Source organism: Streptomyces sp. CNP082 (assembly GCF_059570535.1).
The window spans coordinates 55,809-81,389 of record NZ_JCANSZ010000032.1 but is presented as its reverse complement, the minus strand read 5'-3'; the positions used below and the strand labels follow the sequence as shown (position 1 = coordinate 81,389).

At 74.2% G+C, this 25,581-nt stretch carries 19 protein-coding genes; 8 read left to right on the top strand and 11 right to left on the bottom strand.

The genetic code is table 11. The annotated features are described in order from the left end of the window. Nucleotides 1-156: 156 nt before the first annotated feature. Genes B124_RS23870 through B124_RS23855 form a run of 4 tightly spaced genes read right to left on the bottom strand, consistent with a single transcriptional unit; the run spans nucleotide 157 to nucleotide 5,675 of the window. Nucleotides 157-2,604 (bottom strand): beta-xylosidase/alpha-l-arabinosidase, encoded by a 2,448-nt coding sequence (locus tag B124_RS23870; protein WP_496504985.1) that lies wholly within the window; start codon nucleotides 2,602-2,604, stop codon nucleotides 157-159. Continuing rightward, a complete protein-coding gene (locus B124_RS23865; protein WP_496504984.1) occupies nucleotides 2,601-3,419 on the bottom strand; it encodes a carbohydrate ABC transporter permease in 819 nt (272 codons plus the stop codon). Before B124_RS23865 ends, B124_RS23870 begins: the two co-directional genes overlap by 4 nt. Continuing rightward, nucleotides 3,419-4,366, bottom strand: a complete 948-nt coding sequence (locus B124_RS23860; RefSeq protein ID WP_496504983.1) for a carbohydrate ABC transporter permease — start codon at nucleotides 4,364-4,366, stop codon at nucleotides 3,419-3,421. The genes B124_RS23865 and B124_RS23860 overlap by 1 nt, the downstream gene beginning before the upstream one ends. A gap of 7 nt (nucleotides 4,367-4,373) precedes the next feature. Further along, a complete protein-coding gene (locus tag B124_RS23855) occupies nucleotides 4,374-5,675 on the bottom strand; it encodes an ABC transporter substrate-binding protein (RefSeq protein WP_496504982.1) in 1,302 nt (433 codons plus the stop codon). 141 nt (nucleotides 5,676-5,816) lie between these two features. Here B124_RS23855 and B124_RS23850 point away from each other — a divergent pair, with 141 nt between their 5' ends. From B124_RS23850 to B124_RS23815, 8 genes are all read left to right on the top strand, one after another. Continuing rightward, nucleotides 5,817-6,851, top strand: a complete 1,035-nt coding sequence (locus B124_RS23850; protein ID WP_496504981.1) for a LacI family DNA-binding transcriptional regulator — start codon at nucleotides 5,817-5,819, stop codon at nucleotides 6,849-6,851. Nucleotides 6,852-7,082: 231 nt separating this feature from the next. Next, nucleotides 7,083-8,048: a pectate lyase family protein gene (locus tag B124_RS23845; protein ID WP_496504980.1), complete on the top strand. Its 966-nt coding sequence runs from the start codon at nucleotides 7,083-7,085 to the stop codon at nucleotides 8,046-8,048. 299 nt (nucleotides 8,049-8,347) lie between these two features. Next, a complete protein-coding gene (locus B124_RS23840) occupies nucleotides 8,348-9,481 on the top strand; it encodes a PQQ-dependent sugar dehydrogenase (protein ID WP_496504979.1) in 1,134 nt (377 codons plus the stop codon). Between the two features lie 97 nt (nucleotides 9,482-9,578). After that, the gene (locus B124_RS23835) at nucleotides 9,579-10,580 is read left to right on the top strand and encodes an SDR family oxidoreductase (protein WP_496504978.1); all 1,002 of its coding nucleotides are present in this window, start codon (nucleotides 9,579-9,581) and stop codon (nucleotides 10,578-10,580) included. After that, nucleotides 10,577-11,116, top strand: a complete 540-nt coding sequence (locus B124_RS23830; RefSeq protein ID WP_496504977.1) for a carboxymuconolactone decarboxylase family protein — start codon at nucleotides 10,577-10,579, stop codon at nucleotides 11,114-11,116. Before B124_RS23835 ends, B124_RS23830 begins: the two co-directional genes overlap by 4 nt. Nucleotides 11,117-11,525: 409 nt before the next feature. Continuing rightward, nucleotides 11,526-12,047 carry a winged helix-turn-helix domain-containing protein gene (locus tag B124_RS23825; RefSeq protein ID WP_496504976.1) on the top strand — a complete coding sequence of 174 codons (522 nt, stop codon included), beginning with the start codon at nucleotides 11,526-11,528 and terminating at the stop codon, nucleotides 12,045-12,047. A gap of 67 nt (nucleotides 12,048-12,114) precedes the next feature. Further along, on the top strand, nucleotides 12,115-13,023 hold the full coding sequence (locus tag B124_RS23820) for an LLM class flavin-dependent oxidoreductase (RefSeq protein ID WP_496504975.1): 909 nt from the start codon (nucleotides 12,115-12,117) through the stop codon (nucleotides 13,021-13,023). A 498-nt stretch (nucleotides 13,024-13,521) separates the two neighbouring features. Further along, entirely contained in the window at nucleotides 13,522-16,251 is a 2,730-nt protein-coding gene (locus tag B124_RS23815; RefSeq protein WP_496504992.1) for an FAD/NAD(P)-binding protein, read from the top strand. Nucleotides 16,252-16,316: 65 nt separating this feature from the next. On the opposite strand, the gene B124_RS23810 is transcribed toward B124_RS23815, so the two are convergent. From B124_RS23810 to B124_RS23780, 7 genes are all read right to left on the bottom strand, one after another. Further along, the gene (locus B124_RS23810; RefSeq protein WP_496504974.1) at nucleotides 16,317-17,141 is read right to left on the bottom strand and encodes a YqeB family protein; all 825 of its coding nucleotides are present in this window, start codon (nucleotides 17,139-17,141) and stop codon (nucleotides 16,317-16,319) included. Between the two features lie 185 nt (nucleotides 17,142-17,326). Then, a complete protein-coding gene (locus B124_RS23805; RefSeq protein ID WP_496504973.1) occupies nucleotides 17,327-20,371 on the bottom strand; it encodes a 3-keto-alpha-glucoside-1,2-lyase-like domain-containing protein in 3,045 nt (1,014 codons plus the stop codon). Nucleotides 20,372-20,473: 102 nt separating this feature from the next. Then, the gene (locus B124_RS23800) at nucleotides 20,474-21,403 is read right to left on the bottom strand and encodes a dihydrodipicolinate synthase family protein (RefSeq protein ID WP_496504972.1); all 930 of its coding nucleotides are present in this window, start codon (nucleotides 21,401-21,403) and stop codon (nucleotides 20,474-20,476) included. Between the two features lie 47 nt (nucleotides 21,404-21,450). After that, nucleotides 21,451-22,044, bottom strand: a complete 594-nt coding sequence (locus tag B124_RS23795; RefSeq protein ID WP_496504971.1) for an exonuclease domain-containing protein — start codon at nucleotides 22,042-22,044, stop codon at nucleotides 21,451-21,453. A 56-nt stretch (nucleotides 22,045-22,100) separates the two neighbouring features. Beyond that, on the bottom strand, nucleotides 22,101-23,354 hold the full coding sequence (locus B124_RS23790) for an ROK family transcriptional regulator (RefSeq protein WP_496504970.1): 1,254 nt from the start codon (nucleotides 23,352-23,354) through the stop codon (nucleotides 22,101-22,103). 154 nt (nucleotides 23,355-23,508) lie between these two features. Beyond that, nucleotides 23,509-24,297: an SRPBCC family protein gene (locus tag B124_RS23785; protein ID WP_496504969.1), complete on the bottom strand. Its 789-nt coding sequence runs from the start codon at nucleotides 24,295-24,297 to the stop codon at nucleotides 23,509-23,511. A 28-nt stretch (nucleotides 24,298-24,325) separates the two neighbouring features. After that, nucleotides 24,326-25,564, bottom strand: a complete 1,239-nt coding sequence (locus B124_RS23780) for a vWA domain-containing protein (RefSeq protein ID WP_496504968.1) — start codon at nucleotides 25,562-25,564, stop codon at nucleotides 24,326-24,328. Nucleotides 25,565-25,581 lie beyond the last annotated feature (17 nt).

The following is a 25,581-nucleotide window of genomic DNA, read 5'->3' as shown; positions in this document are numbered from 1 at the left end:
TCGGCTGGCAGAGCGCCGGGGAGGTCGGCGCGCCGCACCGGACCGGGAGGAGTCCGATGCGGCGCGCCTGCCCGGCCGGCCGGCGGCCGGGCTGCCAAGGGGCTTCTGCCCGCCGAAGGCTTCCACCCGCCGAAGGCTTCCACCCGCCGAAGGCTCTTACCCTCCGGGAGCTGCCTCCGGCGCGGCGGGCCCGGCGGCCGGCGCGTCCGGGTCCCGGTGCAGGTCGAACTCGGCGTGCATCCGGCGGGTGTGGTCCACGTACCGCGGCGGGCCGGTCAGCGTCACCGACGCGGTCAGCCGCGGCGCCGCGCTCGACGCCGACAGCCGCAGCTCCAGCGCGCCGGGCTCCACCACCCGGCGCCCGTCGCGGCCGGTGAACGACGCCACGTCGGCCGGCACGACCGCCCGTACCCGCCGCTCCTCCCCCGCGCGCAGCGGCACCCGGGCGTAGCCGACGAGGCGCTGCACCGGCTGCACGACGGAGGCCACGGGGTCGTGCAGATAGAGCTGGACGACCTCGGTGCCGTCCCGCTCGCCGGTGTTGGCCACGGTGAACGACAGCGCGAACTCGCCGTCCGTGGCGCACTCGCCGGCCGCGACCTGGAGCCCGGACCACTCGAACGCCGTGTACGACAGCCCGTGGCCGAAGGCGAAGGCCGCGGTCGGGTCGAGGTTGGACACCTCGTTGGCCTGGCCCAGCGGGGGCGCGAGATACGTCGTCGGCTGCGCCCCCGGGCCGCGCGGCACGCTCACGGGCAGCCGGCCCGACGGGTTCGTACGCCCGCTGAGCACGCCGGCCACCGCCGCCGTGCCCTCCACGCCGGGGAAGAACGACTGCACGACCGCCGCCGCGCCGTCGACCGCCCGCCCCAGCACGTACGGCCGCCCGGCCAGCAGCACGGGCACCACCGGGGTTTCGCTGTCCAGCAGGGCGTCGAGCAGCTCCTGCTGCACGCCCGGCAGCGCCGGCGACTCCGCGTCGCAGCCCTCGCCGCTGGTGCCGCGGCCGAAGAGCCCGGCGCGGTCGCCGAGCGCCACGATCACGACGTCTGCCGCGCGGGCGGTGCGTACCGCCTCGGCGATGCCGTCCGTCTCCGGGCCGTCGACGGAGCAGCCGGCGGCAAAGGTGACGGTGGCGTCGGGGAACTCCCGGCGCAGCGCCTCGTGGAGCGTGGGCAGCGCGATCCCCTCCGGGGTGCCGGGGTGCTTGACGCCGACGTGGACGGGGAACGAGTAGCAGCCGAGCACGGCGTGCGGGTCCTCGGCGTTGGGGCCGACGAGGGCGATACGGCGCGGGCCGCGCAGCGGCAGCGTGCCGTCGTTGGCAAGGAGCACCACGGCCTGCTCGGCCACCTCGCGGGCCAGCTCCCGGTTGGCGGCGGTGTCCAGGTCCACGGTGCCGCGCACCGCGTCCGGCTCCGCGTCCCGGCCGCCGGCGGCGGCGAGCACCTCCGGCACCGGGGACCAGTCCGCGTCCAGCAGCCCCAGGTGGACCTTCTGGGTCAGCACCCGGCGCAACGCGCGGTCGACCAGGTCCTCGTCGACCCGGCCGTCGGCAATCGCCTCCAGCAGCGGCGGCCCGAAGGTCTTGACGGTCGGCAGCTCCACGTCCACACCGGCGGCCAGCGCGGCGCCGGCGGCCCCGGCCCAGTCGCCGGCCACGCCGTGCAGCGTGCGCAGGAAGGAGATGCCGAAGTAGTCGGACACGACGGTGCCCTCGAAGCCCCAGGTGTCGCGGAGCAGCCCGGTCAGCAGCTCCGGGTCGGCCGCCGAGGGCACGCCGTCGGTGTCGGTGTACGAGCTCATCACAGAACCCACGCCGCTCTCCCGCAGCGCCATCTCGAACGGCGGCAGCAGCACGTCGGCGCGCTCGCGCTCGCCCATGGCGACCGGCGCGAGGTTGCGCCCGCCGCGGGAGGCGGAGTAGCCGACGAAGTGCTTGAGCGTGGCGAGGACGCCGGCGGACTGCAGGCCCCGGATGTACGCGGTGGCGACCGTGCCGACGAGATACGGGTCCTCGCCGATGGTCTCCTCCACCCGCCCCCAGCGCGCGTCGCGGGCCACGTCCAGCACCGGCGCGAGCCCTTGGTGCACACCCACGGCGCGCATGTCCCGGCCGATGGCCGCCGCCATCCGCCGCACCAGGGCCGGGTTGAACGTCGCGCCCCAGCACAGCGGCACGGGATACGCGGTCGCGCCCCAGGCCGCGAAGCCGGCCAGGCACTCCTCGTGGGCGAGGGCCGGGATGCCGAAGCGGTTCGCGGCCACGACCCGCGCCTGCGTGCGCATCAGCGACAGCGCGCCGAGCGCGGGGTCGACGGGCGCGGTGCCGAACGGCCGCGTCAACTGCCCGAGCCCGGCCGGCAGCAGCTCCTCGAAGTCGACGGCCTCCTCCATCTCGTGCTGGTACGGCGCCACTTCGCCGCCCTCCGCGGAGGCGCCGACCCAGATCCCGAAGAGCTGGGCGATCTTCTCCTCCGTCGTCATGGCGGCGATCAGCGCCGTCACGCGGGTGCCGGCGTCGTGTGCGGGGTCGTTCCACACGGGGGTGGCTGTGTCCGGGGCGTCTGCCCGGGATGTCTCAACTGCCACGTTGTCGGTCACTTTCCTCCGACGCCCATGAGGCCCTGGACCAGGGCCCGCCGGGCGAACAGGTAGACGAGCAGGACGGGAATCATCGACAGGACCACGGCGGCCAGCAGCCCGGGCGCGTCGATCCCGCGCTCGGTCTGGAAGTTGTAGAGGCCGAGCGTGATGACCTTGGTTTTTTCGGACTGGGTCAGGACGAGCGGGAAGAGGAAGCCGTTCCACGCCTGGAGGGCGGAGAAGACCACGATGGTGGCGAGCCCGCCGCGGGAGAGCGGGAGGACGAGCTGGAAGAACATCCGCCGGGGACTGGCGCCGTCCATGGCCATCGCCTCGAACAGCTCCCGCGAGATGTCGCGCATGGTGCCGCTGAGGATGAGCGCGGAGACCGGCAGGCAGAAGGCGGCCGTGGGCAGGATGACGCCGACGAGGTTGTCGTAGAGCCCGGCCTCGCTGACGAGGTAGAACATCGGGACGATCACGGCCTGGAGCGGGATGGCGAGGCCCAGCAGGAAGAGCCGGAAGACGCCGGTGGTGACGGGCCCGCGGCTGCGCACGATGGCGTACGCCAGCGGCGGCACCAGCAGCAGCACGATGCCGACGACGCAGACGGTGACGATCAGGGTGTTGAGGAAGTACCCGTCGAAGCCGGTGTCGAAGGCGCCGGTGAAGTTGTCGAAGGTGACGTGGCCGGGGAGGCTCAGCGGGCCGTCCTGGGCGAAGTCCGACTGGGTCTTCAGCGTCGCCGTGATCAGCACGTACAGCGGCAGCCCGATGAGGAGGAGCCAGAAGAGCGAGCCGGCGCCGGCGAGGTAGTTGGGGCGTCGCCTCATCACAGGCCCTCCGTGGTGCTGCGCATCTTGTCGTAGCCGGACAGCCGCACCATGATCAGGGAGATGAGCGTCGCGGCCAGGACCAGGACGAGCGCGATGGTCGCGCCGGCGCCGTAGTCGAAGCTCTTGAAGGCGCGTTCGTACATGTAGTACGCGCTGATGGTGGTGTCGGTGCCCGGGCCGCCCTGGGTGAGGATCAGCACGGTCTCGAAGGTGGTGAGCCCGCCGACGACCATGAGGATCATCGACGTCATCATCGCGTTGCGCAGTTGCGGCAGCGTGATGTGGAAGAACTGGCGGTAGCGCCCGGCCCCGTCGATCTCGGCGGCCTGGTAGAGCACCGGCGGGATCGCGCGCGCCGCGCCCTGGTAGATCAGGGTGTGGAACGGGGTGAACTGCCAGGTGCTGACGAAGGCCAGGACGCCGATCGCGGACGCCTGCTCGCCGAAGAGGTTGCCGTCGCCGAAGAGCCAGGTGGCCTCGGCGGGCACGCCGAAGTTCGGGTCCAGCAGGGCGCGCCAGACGACGGAGACGGCGGTGGCGGAGAGCAGGAGCGGGACGAAGTAGACGGCCGAGAGCACCGCGCGGTTCTTCTGGGTGCCCGCCGCCCAGACGCCGAGCATGATGCTCAGCGGGGTCTGGATCACCACGCCGAGCCCGGTGAGCAGCAGGCTCAGCCAGATGCTCTTGATCATTACGGGGTCGTCCAGGACCCGGCGCCAGTTGTCGAGCCCGGCGAACTCCGGGTCGCCGATGCCGTCCCAGGTCATGAAGGACAGCACCACGACCATGAGCAGCGGCACGAGGGCGAAGGCGGCGAAGAACAGGGTGGCGGGGGCCGCCCAGAGAACGCCCGGGCGGCCCACGTCGGCCACGTTCGTGGTCCGCCGCCGCCGCTGCTTTTCGGGCGGAGCGGCGGGGCGGACGCGCGTCATCAGTGTGGTCATGGAGACGTCAGGAGGTCGGCAGAGCCTGCATGGCCGAGATGAAGCCGTCCTCGTCGAGCTGTCCGTTGAAGAACTGCTGGACGGCCTTGTGCATGTCGGTGGCGGCGGACTGCGGGTACGCCTGGTCCCAGGAGAGCTGGAAGTGCGGCGCCTTCTCGACCAGGTCGTACTGGAACTTCGAGTACTCGGGGCTGGCCGCCTCGTCGAGGAAGTCGGGGGTGTTGGTCGTGGTCGGCAGGTTGCCGATGGAGAGCTGGTCCTTCACGAACGTGTCGGAGTACATGAGCTTGAGGAACTCGGCGATGGCCTCGGGGTGTTCGGCCTTCTTCATCACCGAGTAGTAGTTGTTCGTGTTGCCCGCGAGGTTCGCCGGGTCGCCCTTGCCGCCGTCGATGGCCGGGAAGGCGCTGTAGCCGAGGTCCTCGGCGGCGAAGCCCTCGTCCAGGCTCTGCTGGGTGGAGTAGTACCAGGAGCCCATCAGCTCGAAGCCGGCCTTTCCGGAGGAGACGAGCTGCGCGGAGCCGTTGTTGGTGAACTTCACCGAGTCGTACGTGTCGCCGAAGGCGCCGGCGTCGACGAGTTCGCGGATCATGCCGAGCGCCCGCCGGCTGTCCTCGCTCCCCCACGCCTCCTTGTCGCCGTCCAGCGCCTGCTGGAACAGCTCGGGTCCGGCGATGCGGTCGTAGAGGTACTGGAACCACATCTGGGTGGGCCACATGTCGCCGCCGCCGAGCGCGATCGGGGTGACGCCGGCGTCCTTGAGCTTCTCCACCGCGGCCAGCAGGTCGTCCCAGGTCTCGGGCGGCTGCACGCCGGCCTCGGCCAGCACCTTCTTGTTGTGGAAGAGCATCACGGGCTGCGTCCCGCGCATCGGGACGCCGTACGCCTTGCCGTCCACGACCGAGGCGTCGAAGACGGAGGGCAGGAAGTTGTCCTTCAGCCCCGGGTCCTTCTTGATGAAGTCGTCGAGCGGCAGCAGCAGGTCCGCGTCCACGAAGGGCTTGATGCTGCCGCCGCCCCAGTGGAAGAAGACGTCGGGGGCCTGCGGGGTGCTGATGATCGTCTGCAGCTTCGTCTGGTAGTCGGCGCCCGGGATGGTGTCGAGACGGGCCTTGACCTTGGACGTCTTGTTGAACTCGGCGACGAGCTTCTTCTCCACCTTGTTGGTGGCGTCACCGTAGACGAGGACGGTGAACTCGTTCTCGCCGGAGGCCGATCCGCCGTCGTCACCGCAGGCCGCCAGGGCCAGCGTGAGCCCCAGCGCCACGCCGCCGGCAAGGATGCGGGGCATCCGCCTTCGAGTCTTCATACGTACGCCTCTCGAAAATTTCGTCCCGAACATCGAAAGTCGATGTAGGGCTGGACAGTAGGCGAGGCGCCGCAGACGGTCAACGGGGCTGCAGCCGCGCGACCAAACCGTTACCGCTGACCGTGCCTTATCCTTCGAACCATGCGTGAAGACGACGACGTGGACGGCCGCGTGACCCTGGCCGAGGTAGCCACTCAGGCCGGGGTGTCACTCTCGACGGTTTCGAAAGTTCTCAACGGCCGTTCCGATGTCTCCCGGCCCACGCGAACGAAAGTCGAGCAACTGCTGGAGACGCACGGCTACCGCCGCCGGGCCCAGGCCGCCCCGCAGGCGCCGCTCATCGAGCTGGTCTTCCACGAGCTGGAGAGCGTCTGGGCGATGGAGCTGATCCGCGGCGTGGAGAACGTCGCCAAGCAGAACCACGCGAGCGTCGTCCTCACCGAGAGCGGGACCCGGCACGCGCCGGACCCCGACTGGATCGAGGGCGTCCTGCGCCGCCGCCCGCTGGGCGTGGTGCTGGTCTTCTCCACCCTGCCCGACCGGGTGAAGAAGCAACTGCGCTCACGCGCCATCCCGTTCGTCATCGTCGACCCGGCCGGCGACCCCGAGCCCGACGTGCCCTCCGTCGGCTCGGCCAACTGGTCCGGCGGCATGGCCGCCACCCGCCACCTCATCGAGCGCGGCCACCGGCGGATCGCCATCATCACCGGCCCCGAGGACATGATGTGCTCCCTGGCCCGGCTCGACGGCTACCGCTCGGCGATGGCCATGGCCGGCCTCGACGTCGACCCGGCCCAGGTCCGCTTCGGCGACTTCCACGTCCAGGGCGGCTTCGACCACGCCATGGAGCTGCTCGACGGGCCCGGCCGCCCCACCGCCGTGTTCGCCGGCAGCGACCTCCAGGCCCTCGGGGTGCTGGAGGCGGCCCGGCTGAAAGGGCTGAGCGTGCCGGACGAGCTGTCGGTCGTCGGCTACGACGACGTGCCCCTGGCGCAGTGGTCCAGCCCCGCGCTCACCACCGTCCACCAGCCGCTGCGGCAGATGGCGGAAGAGGCGGCGCAGATGCTGCTGCACCCGCGCGAGCCCGGCAAGGGGGCGCTGCGCATGGAGCTGGCCACCCGGCTGGTGGTGCGGCAGAGCACGGCGGCACCCGCGAAGCCCCCGGCCCGGCCGTAGACGGCGGGGCCGGCCCGGCCCTTCCCCCTGCCGGGCCGGCCGAAGTCCCGTACACCACCCGGGGTTTCGAACACCGGGTACGGCGCCCGCCGCGCCGTACCCGTGGACACACGTGCGGACGCGTCCACCGGCAACCTCCCGCCTTCCGGCGGCAACCCATGGCCGGAGCGTCCCGCCGCCAGGCGGACGCTCCTCCCCCCACCGACACACGTACCGGACGGAGAGCAGCACATGCGCACCCACAGGAGGAAGCCCCGCACCAAGCTCGTCGTCGCCGCCGCGACGGCCACCGCCGCCGCCACCGCCGCCCTGCTGGTCCCGGGAGCGATGGCCGACGAGGCGGCCCCGGCCGCGGCGTCGCCCATCGGCTTCGGCGCCGGCACCACCGGCGGGGCCGGCGGCGAGACCGAGCGGGTCTCGAACGCGGACGCGTTCATCGACGCGGTGCAGAGCGACGGCCCGCGCATCGTCGAGGTCGACGGCACCATCCAGCTCGGCGACATGACCAAGGTCGCGTCCGACAAGACCATCGTCGGCGTCGGCGGCAACGGCCGCATCAGCGGCGGCGGCGGGCTGAACATCAGCGAGGTCAGCAACGTCATCGTGCAGAACATGACCATCTCCGGCAGCGACGACGACAACATCAACGTCCAGTACTCCACGGACATCTGGCTGGACCACAACACGCTGACGGGCGCGAGCGACGGCAACCTCGACATCAAGCGCGCTTCGGACGACATCACGGTCTCGTGGAACCACTTCCACGACCAGGACAAGAACGCGCTGCTCGGCCACAGCGACGACAACGCGGGCGAAGACGCCAACGCCCTGCACGTCACCTACGCCTTCAACTGGTTCGACGGCACCAACCAGCGCAACCCGCGGGTCCGCTTCGGCAACCCCGTGCACGTGCTCAACAACTACTACCAGGACGTCGGCTCCTACGGCGTCGCCTCCACCGAGGACGCGGGCGTGCTGATCGAGGGCAACTACTTCGAGAACACCGAGGACCCCTTCCACCTCGGCGAGGCCAGCTCGGGACCCGGCACGATCGAGGCCCGTGACAACCACTTCGAGAACTCCGGCAGCGGCGAGGCCGGCGGATCCGTCGCGTCCATCCCGTACAGCTACGACGTCCAGTCCGCCGAGAGCGTCAAGGGCACCGTGACCGGGGGCGCCGGCGCCGGCAACCTCTGAGGAACGGCGCTGCGCGCCGCGGCCGGCCGCGGGATCGTCCTGCCCCTCCCGCGGTACGAAGTCCCCCGCGGCGCACAGCGCTTCGCCGGCGTACGCCACCGACCGCCGTTCGATTTCCCGGCATACGACCGGCAGGCCGGACAGAGCGGTCGACTCCCCTCCTCCTGGCCGAGGTTGCGCTATTCATCGGGAACGGCGCGCGGGTTATCCTCCTGCGCACCAGGGGCATCCCCCCGGTCCATGCGAGCGCACGCACCGTTCCCCCCCCACGCCCTCAACCCCACCCCAGGAGGGTCACCATGAGAGTGCGCACCATCTCGGCGACAGCCGCCGGGTTCTGCCTCGCCGTCTCCGGCGTGGCGCTCTCCGCGGCCAGCGCGGACCCGTCCGCCGACGCCGCGCAGCCGGCGGTCGAACTGACCACCGTGGCCGAGGCCGAGAACCCGAGCGCGGGCACCGCGGGCCCCGACGGCACGGTCTGGATCGCCGAACGGGCCGGCACCGTCCGGGTCCTCGGCGACTCCGGCCTCGGCGAGCCCGTGCTCGACATCACGGGCGAGACGACGGACGACGGCGAACGCGGGCTGCTCGGCATCGCCTTCGACCCGGCCTTCGAGCACTTCTACATCTCCTTCACCGACCAGGAAGGCACCAGCACCATCGACGAGTTCGCCGTCGCCGACGGCGCGCTCGACCCCGGCTCCCGGCGCACCGTCCTCACCCAGGAGCAGCCGTACTCCAATCACAACGGCGGCCAGATAGCCTTCGGCCCCGACGGCATGCTGTACATCGGCCTCGGCGACGGCGGCGCCGGCGGCGACCCGCACGACAACGGCCAGAACCTCGGCACGCTGCTCGGCAAGCTGCTGCGGATCGACCCGGCCGGCGGCGACCCGTACGCGATCCCCGAGGACAACCCCTTCGTGGACGACCCCGACGCGCGCGGCGAGATCTGGGCGTACGGGCTGCGCAACCCGTGGCGGTTCTCCTTCGACGCCGAGACCGGCGACCTGTGGATCGGCGACGTCGGGCAGAACAGGATCGAGGAGATCGACCGCGCCCCGGCCACCAGCACCGGCGGCGAGAACTACGGCTGGGGCCGGATGGAGGGCACGGAGGTCTTCGACGGCGAGGAGCCGGCGAACCACGTGCCGCCGGTCCACGAGTACGGCCGTGACGGGCTTCCCTGCTCGGTCACCGGCGGGTTCGTCTACCGCGGCGAGGCGATCGCGGACCTGGCCGGGCAGTACCTGTTCAGCGACTACTGCGACGGCACCGTCCGCTCGCTGGAGGTCGAGAACGGCGAGGTGACCGGCGAGCACGACCTCGGCGTCAACGGCGGCTCCGTGGTCTCCTTCGTCCAGGGCGGCGACCACGAGCTGTACGTGCTGGACCTCGGCGGGGCGGTCCACCGCCTGGACCCGGCCGGGTAATACCCGCCACCCCGCGGGCCGCCGTGGCGCGGCCCGCGGGCACCGGGCGCCGTACGCCCCATTCCGGTGGCGGGCGCGGGACGTTACCGTGCGGTAGATGAAGCGACCGGGGTTCAGGGACCTGACGGGCAGGCGGCTCTTCGTCACCGGCGCGGCGGGCGGCATCGGCCGCGCGACCGCCGCGCTGGCCGCCGCCCGCGGCGCGGAGCTGTTCCTCACCGACCTGGACGGGGACCGCCTCGGCGCCGCCGCCGCGCAGATACGGGCCGGCGGCGGCACCGTACGCTACGCCGAGGCCGCGGACGTCGCCGACGCCGACGCCGTACGGGCCGTGGCCGACGGCGTGCACGCCGCGGCGGGCGGGCCGATGGACGTGGTGATGAACATCGCCGGGATCTCGGCGTGGGGCACGGTGGAGCATCTGGAGCACCGGCACTGGCGCGCCATGGTCGACGTCAACCTGATGGGTCCGGTGCACGTCATCGAGGCGTTCGTGCCGCCGATGATCGCGGCCGGGCGCGGCGGGCACCTGGTCAACGTCTCCTCGGCGGCGGGGCTGCTCGGGCTGCCGTGGCACGCGGCGTACAGCGCGGGCAAGTTCGGACTGCGCGGCGTCTCCGAGGTGCTCCGCTTCGACCTGCGCCGGCACGGCATCGGCGTGAGCCTGGTCTGCCCGGGCGCGGTGGACACGCCGCTGACCGAGACCGTGGACATCGTCGGCGTGGACAAGCAGAGCAAGGCGTTCAAGCGGCTCCAGGCGGGCTTTCGCCGACAGGCGCAGTCACCGGAGGCGGTCGCCGGGATGATCCTCGAGGGCGTGGCGCGGAACCGCTATATGGTGCACACCTCCGCGCAGGTACGGGCCGCGTACGCGCTGCAGCGCGTCGCGCCGCCGCTGTACGCGCTCGCCATGCGGGCGATGAACTCCGCCACCCACCGGCTGCTGCGCCGCGCGGCCCTCACCCCGCCCGCACACCCCGCCGCCGCACCCGCCCCTCCTGCTCCTCCTGCTCCTCCTGCCGATCCCGCCGGTCCTGCCGATCCCGCAGCTCCGGCCGGCGGCCCGGTGGCGCGGCAGACGGACGGGGACAGCCGGTGAGCGCGCCGCGCATCGCCCCCGGCGGGTGCCGCGACGTGGGCCCGGCCACCTGGCTGCTCAGCCGCGCGGCGGGCCGCATCGGCGGCACCCGGCCGCCCGCGCTGTTCCTCGTCCTCGGCCGGCACCGCCGGCTGTTCCACGGCTGGCTGCGGTTCGCCGGCCGGCTGATGCCCCGCGGCACGCTGCCGCGCCGGGAGACGGAGCTGGTGATCCTGCGGGTGGCGCATCTGCGCGCCTGCGCGTACGAGTTCGAGCACCACCGCAGGCTCGGCCGCCGCGCCGGGCTGACCCCCGCGGACGTCGCCCGCGCCGAAGCCGGCCCCGAGGCGGACGGCTGGACGGAGCGGGAGCGCACGCTGCTCGCCGCCGTCGACGCGCTGCACCGTCACCGGGACCTCGACGACGCGCTCTGGCGGCGGCTGCGTACCCATCTGGACGAGAAGGCGGCCATCGAACTGCTGCTGCTCGCCGGGCACTACGAGATGCTCGCCACGACGATCACCGCGCTGCGGCTGGCCCCCGACCCACCCCGCTAGCGGGCCCGCCGCACCCTGTCCGTACCCCCGTCCGGGGGCGGCATTCAATCGTTCCAGAGTTTTCCGACCATTTTTCTAGGAAAACCGTTGACGCAGGCCAGCGCGGTGCGCAGGATGGTGGGCATGTCCTCGACGCGGGCGCTCCTCTTCCGCCGCAGGCACGTCGACTTCTGTCACGTGGCCAGCGCCGTCTGCCGTCACGGCTAGCCGCCGGCCGGCCTGCTCCGAGCCCCCGTGACCCGCCGCCCGCGGCCGTCGCCGCCCGCACACCGGCGGGCCGGGCCCCCGGCTGCCCGCCGCCCCCGGGAGCCCCGCGTCCTCCTCCCCGGCCGTGTACCGCGCGGCAGGAGACGGACGCCGGCCCGCTGCCGTACCCGCCCCGCGCCGACCATCCGAAGGAGACCGACCCATGCCCCACTCACCCCCCGCCCCGGCAGCCGGGGCCGAATCCGCGGGCGCCGAACGCCACCTGCGCCTGGTGCGCGAGCCCGCCCGCGACGGCGAGCGCACCGCGGACGGCAAGCCGCTCGTCGGCTACGTCGTGCTCGTGCCGCCGGGGCTCGACCCCGCCGACCTGCTGGCCGAGGGCGCCGACGCCGCCCCGCTGCAGCGGGCGCCGCACCACGCGGTGCCGCCGGGCGGCGGTCCCGTACGCATCGACGCGGAGCGCCGGGTGGCCGAGGTGGACGGGCAGCCGATGGACCTGACGTTCCTGGAGTTCGAGCTGCTGGCCCATCTCGTCGCCCACCCGCGGCGGGTGCACTCGCGGGAGTCGCTGGTGACCACCGTGTGGGGCTACAGCCACGTCGGCGACGGCCGCACGGTCGACGTCCACATCGCGCGGCTGCGCCGCAAGCTCGGCGCTGCCCACCGGCACCGGATCGTGACGGTCCGGCGCCTGGGCTACAAGTACGAGCCGACCGCGTCCTGACCCGCCCGGTACCGCCGCCGCTCCGCCCGATCCCCGTCTGCCTCCGACACCGAAAGCCGAGCTCCCCATGGCCGCCCAACTCCACCTCTCCGCAGCCCTCGACGACGCGACCGCCGACCACCGCCCCGCCGCCGCGTGCCCCCCGCCGTACGCGCGCTGGACCCGGCTGGTGCGCCTGGCCGAGCAGGGCGGTCTGGACTTCGTCACGCTCGACGGCGCGGGCGGTCCTGGGCGGCTCGACGTGCTGGCCGTGCTCGCCCGGGCCGCCGGCAGTACCAGTCACATCGGGCTCGTCCCGGCCGTCGCGGCACTGCCCGCCGGGCGGTTCGCGCCGCTGACGTCCGCGGCGGCACGCATCGCCGTCAACGGCCGGGCCGGCTGGCTGGTACGGACCGCGCTGCCCGGCGGCGTACCGCTGCACGCCCGCGCTCACGCCGGCGGCTTCCGCGGGGCGCCGGGACGGCCTCGCGCCGCCCTCCTGCCGCCGTCCGGCACCCGCCCGCGCGGGCCGCACCGCCCGCCGGTGGCGGTGGTGCTCGACGTGCACGGGCCGGACCGGCGCTGGCTGCAGGCGGCCCGGCACGCCGACGTGGTGCTCCTGGACGCCGAGCACCCGGCCGCCGCCCAGGTCTGCCGCGCGGCGCTCAAGCACGCGGCGGCGGACGCCGGGCGCGACCCGCACGCCCTGCGGGTCCTGCTGCGCCTCGGGGTCGACCTCGGCCGCGGTGGCGGGCGCGGGCTGCGGCCCAAGGCGGAGACGCTGCACTTCGCCGGACGGCCGGCCGAGTTGGCCGGACTGCTGGCCGAGTGGCATGCGGAGGGGGTGGCCGACGGGTTCCACCTGCTGCCGGCGCACGCGGCCACCGATCTGCTCGCGGTCGTGTACGGACTGGTGCCGAAGCTGCGCGAGCGCGGGTTGTTCCGCTCCGGCTACCGCGGCCGGACGCTGCGCGAGCACCTGGCGCCGACCGCCTGAGTGCCGGTCCCTGCGGGAGGCCCCCGCGGGAGGACCCGAGCCGGTGAGGCAGCGGCCCCGTACGGCTTCACCCGCCGTACGGGGCCGCTGCCGTGCCGCCCGCGGCCGGCGGTGCCGGCGGCGGCCGGGGGGCGTCCTGGGGCGTACGCCGGTGACGTACGCGCACGTCGGTGAGGTGCGACGCGCGCGCACGGGCCGCGGCGGACGAGAGCAGGGCCCTTCGCACTCCTCCGGGTTAGCGAAGGGCCCTGCCCGTCTGCGGGGAGCCCGGCGCAGCCCCCGCGTCCGCGGGGTCCTGGCGTTCGCTCCCACCGATTCCTAGTATTCCCATCGGTGTGCTAGGAATTATGAAAGCAGTAGCCTGGTCGCGTCAACAGGTGCCCGGGGGTGGACCGGTCCCCCAGACGCGAGATCATGGACGACATCGTTCCCGGCTTAGCTGGAGGTACCGTGGCCGCGCCCTCGTCTCCCCCCGCCGCGGGTCCCGCCCGTCACGTCGTGGCCGTCGTCGGCGCGGGCGCCGCGGGCGCCCTGACCGCGATGCAGCTCTGCGAGACCGCGATCCGGCGCAGCACGCCGCTGGAGCTGGTGCTCATCGACCCGGCGCCCGAGGCGGGCCGCGGCGTCGCGTACGCGACCACCGACCTGCGCCACCGGCTGAACGTCCCGGCCGGCGGCATGAGCTGCTACCCGGACGACCCCACGCACTTCGTGCGCTGGCTCCGCGGCCACGGCGAGCCGGCCGCCTCCGCCTGCGACTTCGCCCCCCGGCAGCGCTACGGCGCCTACCTGGCCGACTCCCTCGGCCAGGCCGTCATCCGCGCCCACGGCACGGTCGCCGTGCGCCGGCTGCGTACGAAGGCGACCGGCTGTACGTGGACCGCCGGCGGGCAGGCCGCCCTGAGCCTCGCCGACGGTCACACCCAGCGGGCCGACAGCGTCGTCATCGCCACCGGCCCCCAGGCCGGTCCCCGCGGCTGGGCGCCCGAGGCCCTGCGCACCAGCGACCGCTTCGTCCCCGACCCCTGGGCGCCGGGCGCCCTCGACGCGCTCGCCGGCGACGCCCACGCCGCCGACGACGTGCTGCTCGTCGGCACCGGCCTGACCGCCGTGGACATGGTGCTGACGCTGGAGCGCGCCGGCCGCCGCGTGCACGCCGTCTCCCGCGGCGGCGAACTGCCCCGCCCGCATGCCCTGACCGCACTGCCGCCCCTCCAGGCCGACCCCGCTCTGCCCGGCCTGCCGCTGAGGGAACTGCGGGCCGCCGTACGCCGCCACGTGGCCGCCGCCGTACGCGCCCACGGCGACTGGCGCCCCGCCCTGGACGGACTCCGCCCGCTGACCCAGGAGATGTGGGCCCGCCTGACCGACGGGGACCGGGCGGACTTCCTGGCCCGGGACGCCTCCCGCTGGAACGTCCACCGCCACCGCATGCCCCCGGCCACCGCGGAGTCCGTGCAACGGGCGCTGGCCGCGCGGCGGCTGCGGCTGCACACCGGTCAGGTGCAGGGCGTCGCCGAGGGGCCGGACGGCGGCCTGGCCGTGACGCTGAGCGGGGGCCGGACGCTGCACGTCGGCTGGGTCGTCGACTGCACCGGTCCCGGCCTGCGCGTCGAGGAGTGCGCCGACCCGCTGTGGCGCGGGCTGCTCGCGGACGGCACGGCCACGCCGGGCCCGCTGGGCATCGGGGTGGCCACCGACGCCGGCCGGCTGCGCCCGCGGCACGCGCCGGCGATACGGTCCGCTTCCCCCGCCGCCGGCTCCCCCGCCGCCGTTCACCACCGGCCCGCCCCGCCGCTGTTCACCCTCGGCTCCGCCCGCCGCGGCGAGCTGTGGGAGACCACCGCGGTGCCCGAGCTCCGCGTCCAGGCCGCCGAGGTCGCCGCGGCCGTGCTGGAGCCGCTGCGCGAGCCGGTACGCGGACGGCGCCGGCCCACCGACGTCAACGGCCTGCCCGTCTCCACGCACGCCGCTGCCGCCGCCTCGTACCGCGCGGGCCTGGAGCGGCTGCTGAAGGTGCGCGCCGGCGCGGACGCCGCGTTCGCCCGCGCCGTAGAGCTGGACCCCGGCTTCGCGCTCGGGCACGCCGCGCTCGCGCTCCTGGGGCACGAGTGCGGCGCCGCGGTGGACGTGCCGCGCGCGCTGGCCGACGCCCAGCGCGCGGCGCGCGAGCGCGCGGACGAGCGCGAGCGGGCGTTCGTGGAGGTCGTCACCCGCCGGATCGCCGGGGCCGGCGGCTCCTCCGGGGACGCCGCGCTGACCCGGCACCTGGCCGCTTACCCGGGCGACGCGCTGGCGCTGAGCGTCGCCGTGCCGACCATCGCGTTCTCCGGCGTCACCGACCTGGACGGCGCCATGGCCCGCCGGATCGTGGAGCGCACCACGTCCGCGTACGAGGGGCACTGGTTCCACACCTCGCTGCTGGCCTTCGTGCGCCAGGACGACGGCCGCTTCGACGAAGCCGGGGAGCTGGCCCGCCGGGCGCTGGCCGTGGAGCCGGCCGCGGGCCATGCCGTGCACGCGCTGGCCCACGTCCACTACGAGACCGGGGCCCACGAGCGCGGGCGGGACTGGCTGGACCGCTGGATCGGCGACCAGGGCCGCGGCGCCACGCACCGGGCGCACTTCTCCTGGCACGTCGCCCTGCACGAGCTGGCGCTCGACGACCCGGACGCGGTCCGGCGGCGCTGGTTCGCGCAGTTGGCGCCGGGCCGGGTGAACGGCGTGCGGGCGCTGGTGGATTCGGGGTCGCTGCTGTGGCGGGCCCGGATGTCCGGGTGCTGGCCGGGCGAGCAGCCGGTGGAAGGGGTGCTGGCGGCGGTCGAGCGGGAGGTCGTGGAGCGGCCGGCGACACCGTTCACCGCGATGCACAGCGCGGTGGCGCTGACGGCCGCGGGCGACCTGCCGGCGCTGCGCCGGCTGCGTACGCACGCGGCGGGCGCCGACCCGGTGCAGCGCGAGGTCGTGGCGCCGCTGTGCGAGGCGCTGGAAGCGGTGGTGGAGGAGCGCTGGCCGGACGCGGTGGCGCGGCTGGAGGCGATCCGGCCGGTGCTGCGCAAGGTCGGCGGCAGCGCGGCGCAGCGCGAAGTGGTGGAGGAGACGCTGCTGTTCGCGCTGGTGTCGGGCGGCCGGTGCGAGGCGGCCCGGCGACTGCTGGAGACCCGGCTCGACCGCCGCGACTCCCCCGCCGACCACCGCCGCCTGGCGTCCCTGCCCGGCCTGGACTGACGGCCCGTACAGCCCGTACGGGCCCCGTTTCAGTGGTTTCAGTGGTTTCAGTGGTTTCAGTGGTTTCAGTCCGCCGCGGCCTCGGGCAGCAGCGGGCGCCAGTACTGGCGCGTGCCCTCCTCGCGCAGCACGTAGCCGAGCCGCTGCGCATGAGCGCGCAGGTCCTCCGCGTCGGCGGTGTTCTTCTTCCTGAGCGCGTCCTCGCGGGCCCGCAGCACGGCGTGCGCCGCCGCGGGCAGCTCCGCGCAGTCCCGCGTCCAGCGCTGGTAGCAGCCGGCGTACGGGTCCTCGTGCAGCCACCGGTAGCCGTGCGCGGTGAAGCCGCGGGCGAGGTCGGCGCGCTCCAGGCCGGTGGGCCTGCGCAGCAGTTGGCGGGAGGCGGCGTCGAGGATCACCAGCCGGTCCTTGTCCAGGAAGGCGGCGGCGACCTCGGCGCGGGCCAGGATGCGGGACTCGCCGTCCTTGTCGATCCGTACGGTGTCGTCCTCGAAGGTCACGCGCATCGCCAGCACGTACGCGAGGAGTCCGCCGCCCAGGCCCAGCACCACCCCGGCCGCGGGTCCGGCGACCGCCGTCCAGCCGTCGTCGAAGGAGGCGACCAGCTTGAACGGACCCCGTATCGGCGCCCCCCTGAGCCCGGCGGCCTCGTCCGCGATGCGCGGGACAAGCCAGCCGAGGAACAGGCCGAGGGCCGGGAGGCCGGCGAGCAGCAGCAGGCGGTACACCAGGCCGGGGCCCACCGTGACGGACGTGTGCTTGGCGGTGCCGCCGACGGGGCCCTCGGCAGGGCTGTCGTCGTCGGGGTGGCGGTCGGGGTGTCCTTCGGGGTGGTCGTCGGGTCCGCCGCCGGGGTGGTCGTCACGGGACATCGCGGGTGCTCCGGAATCCATCGTCTCGTCCTTCCTGCCGTTCCCCGGCGACGCTACGGAGCGGGGTCGGGGCGGCGGATCGGCCGAAGGTCTGCGGAGCGCGGCGGCGGGTACGACTTTGGTCGCTTTCCCGCGGGCGGCTTCGGTGCGCACGGGAACCGGCCCCGGAGCAGGGGGCTCCGGGGCCGGTGGGGCTCACCGCCGGGTCACAGGGGCTGGACGGTGATGTTGCGGTAGCGGACCGCGTTGCCGTGGTCCTGCAGCTTGATGGCGCCGGCGACCGGGGTCTCCGGCTTCCCGGCCCCGGTGGGGCCGTCCACGGCGACGTCGTCGTGGACCTTCACACCGTTCCACACCACCGAGACACGTGCGTCCTCGGTCTTGTTGCCGTCCGCGTCGAAGCGGGCGGCGCGGAAGGTGATGTCGTACGTCTGCCAGGTCCCCGGCGGCTTCGCCGCGTTCACGTCGGCCGCCTTCTTCTTGTAGAGGGCTGCGGCGTCGTCGTTGGCCAGCGGGTCCTTGCCGTACGAGTCGAGGATCTGGACCTCGTAGCGCTCCTGCAGGTACACGCCGCTGTTGGCGCGGTCCTGCCCGGTGACGTCCGGCGGCAGCTCGGGCAGCCAGAACTCCACGTGCAGCTTGAAGTCCCGGTACGCGTGCTTGGTGCGGATGTCGCCGCAGCAGACCTCCATGGCCTCGCCGTCGAGGAGCGGCCACTCTGGCGTTCTGCCGTCCAGGTGCTGGAAGGCGGAGCGGTCCGCGCCGTCGAAGAGCGTGACGGGCTCGCCGCTGGGGTGGACGGTGAGCATGTCGAGGTTGACGTGCCCGGTGTCGTCCTCCTCGTTGACGTAGGCGATGGTGGAGCGGCCGGCGGGCAGCGTGACCTGCTCGGTCGCGGAGGTCCACTCCTCCCAGGTCCCGGTGGACGCCAGTGGGAGCTGCCTCACCTTCTTGCCGTTGACGTACATGCTGACCGTCTTGGTGCCGGTGAAGGGGTTCGGGCCGTTGGAGTAGCGCAGTCCGACGTCGTATGTGCCTCCCTTCTGCGTCGTGACGTCGAACGTGGTGGACGCGCCCTTGTTGCCGTAGCCGGCGACGAAGCCGCGGCCCGAGTAGGCGTCGTGGTCGGTGGCGAGCGTCGCGCCGCCGTCGAGCCGGGCCTCCTCGGCCTCGTACGCGGTGGGCACGTGCTCCTCGTCACCGGGGATGTTGTTCAGCGTGTACCACGCCTCGGTGCTCCACAGCTCCTGGCCGCCCTCGGCCGTGAAGGGGCGCGGGGAGCGCACGTGCACGACGTACCCGGGCTTCAGGCCGGGGATCCGGAGGGTGACGGTCCTGCGGTCGTCCGACAGCTCCGCGGAGGTCACCGGCAGCACCTCCTCGTCCACCTTGGGGCCGCCGTACTCGGGGGTGGGGACGTAGCGCCACTGGGTGACCGAGTACTTCTCGGCCAGGGCGTCGGCGGTCTCCTGCGACAGCGGCTTGGTGTAGCGCATCTCGAAGCCGGTCTCGGTGGCGTCCATCGAGACGATGTCGAAGGCGTCGTTCCCGCCGGGCGTCAGCTTCTGCAGACCGTAGGTCAGCTTGCCGGGCTGGCCCCAGTTGCCGCCGGCGCCCAGGCCGCCGGCGTAGATCGCGCCGTCGGGACCCATGCTGATGCGGTTGACGCCGGCCTCCAGGCCCTGGGTCATGCGGAAGACCGCGCCCTGGTAGTCGCCCTCGACCTTCTCCAGGTCGGCCCGCTGGATGCCGCCGTAGGTGACGTCGCCGAAGAGGAGCTGGCCCGCGAAGGTGCCCTCCTTCAGATACAGCGGCGTGCTGGGCGAGTTGGCTATCTCGTTCTGCGGGAGCCACAGCACGGGCTGGGTGACGGGGTTGTCGTCGAACGGCCCGGAGGGGTTGGTGTAGTGGTTGAAGAAGCGGTCCTGCTTGATGTGCAGAAGCTTCGACGACGGCAGCCAGCCGCCCTGGTTGTCGAGGACGAACATGTCGTCGTCCGGCCCCCATCCGATGCCGTTGGGGGTGCGCAGGCCGCCTGCGACGTAACTGACCGCGCCGGTCTTGCGGTTGACCTTGACGGTGGTGCCGCGGTTCTCAGACGGCTGCGGGTCGGTGGTGGCGCCGCCGTAGTTGATGGCGACGGACAGGTTGAGGTAGAAGAACCCGTCCTTGTAGAGCAGGCCGAAGGCGAACTCGTGGAAGTTGTTGCTGAACGGCCAGGTGGCGACGGTCTCGTACGCGTCGGAGACGTCGTCGCCGTCGGTGTCCTTCAGCCGGGTCAGCTCGTGCTTCTGCGAGACGTACAGCTCACCGTCGACGTACTTGATGCCCTGCGGCTCCTTCAGGCCCTCGGCGACCTTCTTCACGGTGACCTGCTCGGGCGAGGTGTCGCCGGTGACGTTGTCGAGGAGGTAGACCTCGCCGGTGACGTTGTCGGTGCCGCCCCAGGTGGTGACCGCGAGCCGGCCGTCGGGCAGCCAGTCCATCGCGGTGACCTGCGGCTCGAAGCCCTCGGGGCGCAGGTCGGTCAGCTCGAAGTCCGGGTGGACGCCGTTCAGCGGCAGACCGTCGCCGGGCGAGTCGGTGAAGCCCTCGCACTCCTTGCGGCCGGGCGCGGTGACGCGCACGACGCCGGCGTCGGTGCTGAGCACCGAGTCCGGCACGGTGGTGAAGCCGTCGGCGCCCGGCGGCTGCCAGGCCAGGGTGACCTGCTGGCCGCCGCCGCGCTCGAAGTGCTCGATGAACAGCGAGTGGTAACCGGCGGTCAGCTCGACGGTGCCGTCCTTGGGCGGATCGGTGCCGTGCAGCCCGTCGTGGTCGATGACGACCTGGTTGTCGATGAGCAGCCGCGCGCCGTCGTCGCTGGTGAGGCGGAAGGTGTACGTGCCGTCCTCGGGCACGTTGACGTTGGCGATGGTGTGCGAGACGAAGTTGTCCTCGAAACCGAAGTCCCCGGCGGTCGAGAAGTCGATCCGCGGCATGAGCTTGTCGACGTTCGGGGTCTGCGCGGGCTTGAGCGCGCAGATCTCGTCGAGCGGGACCTGCACGTCGTACGTGCGCAGCGTCACGCCGGGCTCCTGCGGCGGCAGTTCGGCGAAGGGCTGGGCCTGCGGGTCCGGGGCCTGCTCCGGTCCCGGTGCGGGGCCGGGGTCGGCGCCGGCGGGCGCGGCCCAGAAGCCGCCGACAAGGAAGGCCGCGGCGAGCACCGTGGTCATCCGTCTGCGGACACGGTGGTACAGCCGTGCGGACATTCGTTCCTCCAGACGCGGAAAAGGGCGGGAAGAACCTTCGGATTCCAGGCGGGTGCGGCGCTGAGCCTAAAGACTTCGTCCGGGCCTGTCCATACTTTGTTATCAGAGAGAAAAAAGTTCCGGTACCAGCTCGTGGGCGTCCCGGCGGGCGGGGAGCACGGCCTCCTCGGGCGCGGGGGTGGCCGGCCAGCGGGTGCGTACGCCCGTGTCGGCCCAGCCGCCCACGGCGGCGAGGAACTTGTCGAGCGCCGGATTCGACAGGCCGCGGGCCTGGAGCGGCGCGACGTGGCGGCGGAACAGCTCGGCCAGCCGGCGCTGGACGTCGAGGGCGGCGGCCGGGTCGCAGTGCATCGTCTCGTACCAGCGGACCGAGCCGGCCGGGGCGAGGGCGGCGACGTTGGAGTAACTGCCGTGCGCGCCCCGGGCGATGCCGGTGGCCAGCAGATGGCCGGGGACGAAGACGGAGCAGCGGTCCGTGTGCGGGCGTACGGCGTCGTACCAGGCGTCGTCGCCGCCTGCGGTCTTCAGCCCGACGAGCGCGGGCACCTCGGCCAGCAGCCGGCCGAGCAGCGCGGGCGAGACCGGGGTCTTGGCGTGCGGCGGGTTGTAGAGCACCAGCGGCACCGGGTCGGCGGCCTCCGCGACCCGGGCGAGGAAGGCGACGGCTTCGTCGTCGGCGAGCGGCAGCCAGTCCGGGAGGATCACCTGCAGTGCGCCGGGGGCCAGTTCACGGGCCCGGCGCACCCGCGCCAGCGCGGTCTGCGCCACCGGGTGGGAGGCGCCGATCTGGAACGGCACGCCCGCCGCGGTGCACCGCTCGGCGAGCAGTTCGTTGATGCCGTCGAACTCGCCCTCGGTCAGGGTGTGGAACTCCCCTGCCGTGCCGTGCGCGTAGATCCCGTGGAGGCCCGCGTCCAGCAGCGCGTCCAACTGCCCGGCCAGCCGGCCCCGGTCGATCACGTCACCGGCGTCCAGGGGCAGCAGCAGCGTTCCCCAGACTCCGGTGATGTCCTTCGCTCTGAGTGGTGTCATGCCCGCAGCGTACGAGCCCGGGGAGCGGCCGGGTGGGGCCGGAGGGCCTAGAAGCAGCCCGCCGGGAGCCTGGCTCCTTCGGCATGGAGGTGCCGGAGCGCCGCGGCGATGGAGTGGCAGTCGAAGAGCGCCGAGTGCTCGGCGCCCGCGGCGGGCTTCGGCAGGCCGAGTGCCTGCCAGAGCCGGCCGGAGTTGGCCGGAGCCGTCTGCGGGGCGAGGGTGTTGAGCCAGGGGCGCAGGTTGAGGAAGGCGACGTCCGCGAAGCCGTTCGCGATCTGCTCGCCGCGGGCCCGGGCCCAGCCGGCGTTCTCGCCGAGCACGACCATGTCGTTGCCGTACGAGAGCGCGGAGCCGCCCTTGCAGAAGCCGAGGAAGTCGCCGAGCGCCGCGGCGGGTTCGCGGCCCTCCCGGTCGACGGCCTCCTGGCCGATGCCGGTCAGGCCGGTGAAGTACGGGGACAGCCGCGGGTTGGTGACGGGCCGTACCAGGGTCTCGAACGCGTCGGTCACCGCGAGGTCCTCGTCCAGCCGCAGGGCGCCGATCTGCACGATCTCCCGCAGTTCGCCCGGCGCGGACCAGTCCCGCTCCGGTGCTCCGGACCACGTGGTGTACTCCAGGTCGAACACGACGAATGACGGCACGTGCCCCTCCTCCGGTTGCGCGGCGGCCAGCGTACGACCGCGGGTGTGCGCAGCGGTCAGCCGGGGTGGCCGGCGGCCGTGCTGCCCGCCTCGGTCCCGGTCACGGCGGTGGCAGTGGCGGCGGCGTCCGACGCGGCGAGCCGGGCGTCGGCGCGGTCGGGGGCGTAGAGGTCGTCGACGACCATGGCGGCGGCGCCGACGAGGGCGGAGCCGTCGCCGAGCCGGGCGGTGACGACGTCGAGATGCGCCGTGGTCCGCGGCATCGCCCGCCGGTACAGCAACTCCCGTACCCCGGTGAGGAACGGCACGCAGGACAGCTCGCCGGCGATCATCAGCACGCCGGGGTTGAGCAGCGTGACGACCGTGACCAGCACCTCGCCCACGCGCTGCCCCGCCTCCCGGGCCAGCCGCACCGCCTCGGGGTGCCCGGCGGCCAGCAGGTCGCGGACGTCGGATCCGGAGGTCGCGGGCACGCCGAGGGCGGCGAGCCGGGCGGCGAGCGCGTGCCCGCTGGCGACGGCGGCCAGGCAGCCGTACGAGCCGCAACTGCACAGCGCCTCCCTGCCGTCGTGGAGCCGGATGTGCCCGATGTCGCCGGCGCCGCCGTCGATGCCGCGGTAGATGCCGCCGTCCACGACGACGCCCGCGCCTATGCCGGTGGACGCCTTGACGAGCAGGAAGGCGGCGCAGCCGGGGAAGCCGGCACGCTGCTCCGCGTACGCCATGAGGTTGGCGTCGTTGTCGACGAGCACGGGGACGTCCGGACCGCCGCCCAGCCGGGCGGCGAACGTACGCCGCAGGTGCCCGGGGATGGGGTAGCCGTCCCAGCCCGGCATGATCGGCGGCTCCACGACCCGGCCGGCGGCGACGTCCACGGGCCCGGGCACGGAGAGGCCGATGCCGCACACCCGCGCCGCGCTCTCGCCGGCCTCCGCCAGCAGCGGGCCGAACCAGCGGCACACCTCCTCCAGCACGGGCTCCGGCCCGTCGCTGATGACCAGCGGGCCGGTCCGCTCGGCGAGTAAGTTGCCCGCGAGGTCGAGCACGGCGGCGCGGCCGTGCCGGGTCCCCAGGTCGGCGGCGAGGACGACGGCGTGCCGGTCGTCGAACTCCAGCCGCGCGGAGGGCCGTCCGCCGGTGGAGGTGCCGGCCGTCTCGCGGATCCAGCCGGCGCGGAAGAGGGCGTCGAGGCGGAGCCCGACGGTGGAGCGGGACAGCCCGGTGGCCTGCTGCAGCTCGGCGCGGGTGGGCGCCTCGCCGCTGCGGATGAGGCGCAGCAGGCGGCCCGCGCTGGCCGGGTTCCCGGTCATGGTCCCCCCTGTTCCGTGCTCGTCGGCGCGCGCCGGCTGGTCTGCCGGTCCGCGCGCACCGCCCGGACGGCGGCGCACTCCCCCGGGAACAGAACTACCACGCGGAGCGGGCAACCGCCGAGTGGGCGGAACGCAGGGGCGCCGGGCCGGGAGTTCAGCGGCGGCTTACTCGGCGTGCACGGCGTACCCGGCGTACCCGGCGTACGGCCACGACGACGGCGGTGAGCGCCGCCGCGACCGCGGCGCCGGCGGCGGCCCGCTTGGCGACCGGCACGCCGGCCGTACGGACCAGGTCCAGCGGCTGGGTCGCGGGGGCGGCGGTCTGTACGGCAGAGGCCGCGGCCTCGGTCGGGGTTTCGGTCGCGGATTCGGTCGCGTCGGTCGGGGTTTCGGTTCCTGCTGCGGCCGGGACCGCAGTTCCGGTTTCGGCGGCGGCTGCCGCGTCCTCCCCGTCCGGCTCCGGGGCAGCGCCCGTGCGCGTAGCCGCCGCCTGTGTCCCGCCGCCCGCGAGCTTCCCGGCCAGGCACTCGGCGAACTGCCCCACCAGCCGGTCACCCACCTCCGCCAGCACCCCCCGCCCGAACTGCGCGGGCCGGCCCGTGACCGCCAGGTCCGTCACCACCGACACCCGCGTGCCGCCGGCGGTCTCGGTCAGCTCCCCGGTGACGGTGGCCCGCGCGGTCCCCGCGCCGCGCGCCTCCTTGCCGTTCGCGGAGAGCACCATGCGCCTGCCCGCCTCGTCCCTCTCCTGGAAGGACGCCGTGCCCCGGTAGGTGAGCGTGATCGGTCCTGCCTTCACCTTCACCGTGCCGCGCACCGTCTCGCCGTCGAAGCTCTCGACCGCCGCCCCGGGCAGGCAGGGCGCGACGCGCTCGATGTCGAGCAGCGCCCGCCACGCCTCGCCGACCGGTACGGGAACGGTGAACTCGTGCCGCAGCTCCATGGCGGTCCCTTCGTCGCGGGGTTCGTCGTCAGGTGCCGGCCGCGCCCCGCACCACCGCCGCCAGCCGTTCGAGAGCGGCCAGGCTGTGCCCGGCCACGAAGGCGTCCACGTGCGGCAGCGCGGCGGCCATGCCGCCGGCGAGCGGCGCGTAACCGGGCCGCGCCTTGCGCGGGTTGGCCCACACCACGCGGTGGGCCAGCCGGTGCAGCCGGCGGGCCTGGGCGCCGAGCAGGGTGGGGTCGCCGCACTCCCAGCCGTCGGAGAGTACGACGACGACCGCTCCGCGGGCCAGGCCGCGCTGTCCCCACCGGTCGAGGAACGCCCGCAGGGTCTCGCCGAGCCGGGTGCCGCCGCTCCAGTCCGGCACGGCGGTGCCGACGGCGGCCAGGGCCGTGCCGGGGTCGCGGTGGGACAGGTGCCGGGTGACGCGGGTCAGCCGGGTGCCGAGGGTGAAGACCTCGGTGGCGGGGGTGCCGGCGCTGCCGTGGCGGGCGGCGTGCGCGAAGCGCAGCAGGGCGTCGGCGTACGGGGACATGGAGCCGCTGACGTCGAGCAGCAGGACGACGCGGCGCGGCTTGTACGCGGGGGCGCGGCGGCGCAGGGCGGCCGGGTCGCCGTCGCCGCGCAGCAGCTCCCGTACGGTACGCCGCGGGTCGACGGCGCCGCGGCGGGCCGGGCGCCGGCGGGCGGTGCGGCGGCGCTCGCCGGTGAGCGCGAACGCCGTGCGCAGCCGGTGCAGTTCGGCGCGCTCGGCGGCGGTGAGCCCGGCGATGTCCCGGTGCCGCAGCACCTCCGCGGCGCCGGCGCGGGCGGCGGCCGGGGCCGCGGGGCCGGCGGGTCCGGTGGGGCAGCCGTCGTCGCCGGACTCCTGGCTGGCGACGGGGCCGGCGGCGGGAGCGGGGAGGCTGACGGTGACGCGGGGCGGGGGCGCGGGGCGGTGCGGGGGCGGGGTCGCCGCGCGGTCGCCGAAGCAGGCGGCGAACGCGCGGTCGTAGAGCGCCAGGTCCTCCGCGCAGCCGCAGAGCGTGAGCCGGCCGGCCCAGTACACCTCGCGCCGCCCGGTGCCGAGGGTGTCCACGGCGCCGAGGAACGCCTGCACCCGCTCGCCGTCGGCCGGCACCCCCGCCTCCCGCAGCGCCCGCGCGAACCCGACGAGCACGGCGACGCCGTCGCCCCACGCCCCGGCGCCGGTGGCCGGGGGTGCGACCGGGCCGGGGGTCCGGCCGCCCGGGTCCGCCTCCGTGCGGCCTCGGGCGGTACCGGGCACGCGCGCCTGCGGTCCGC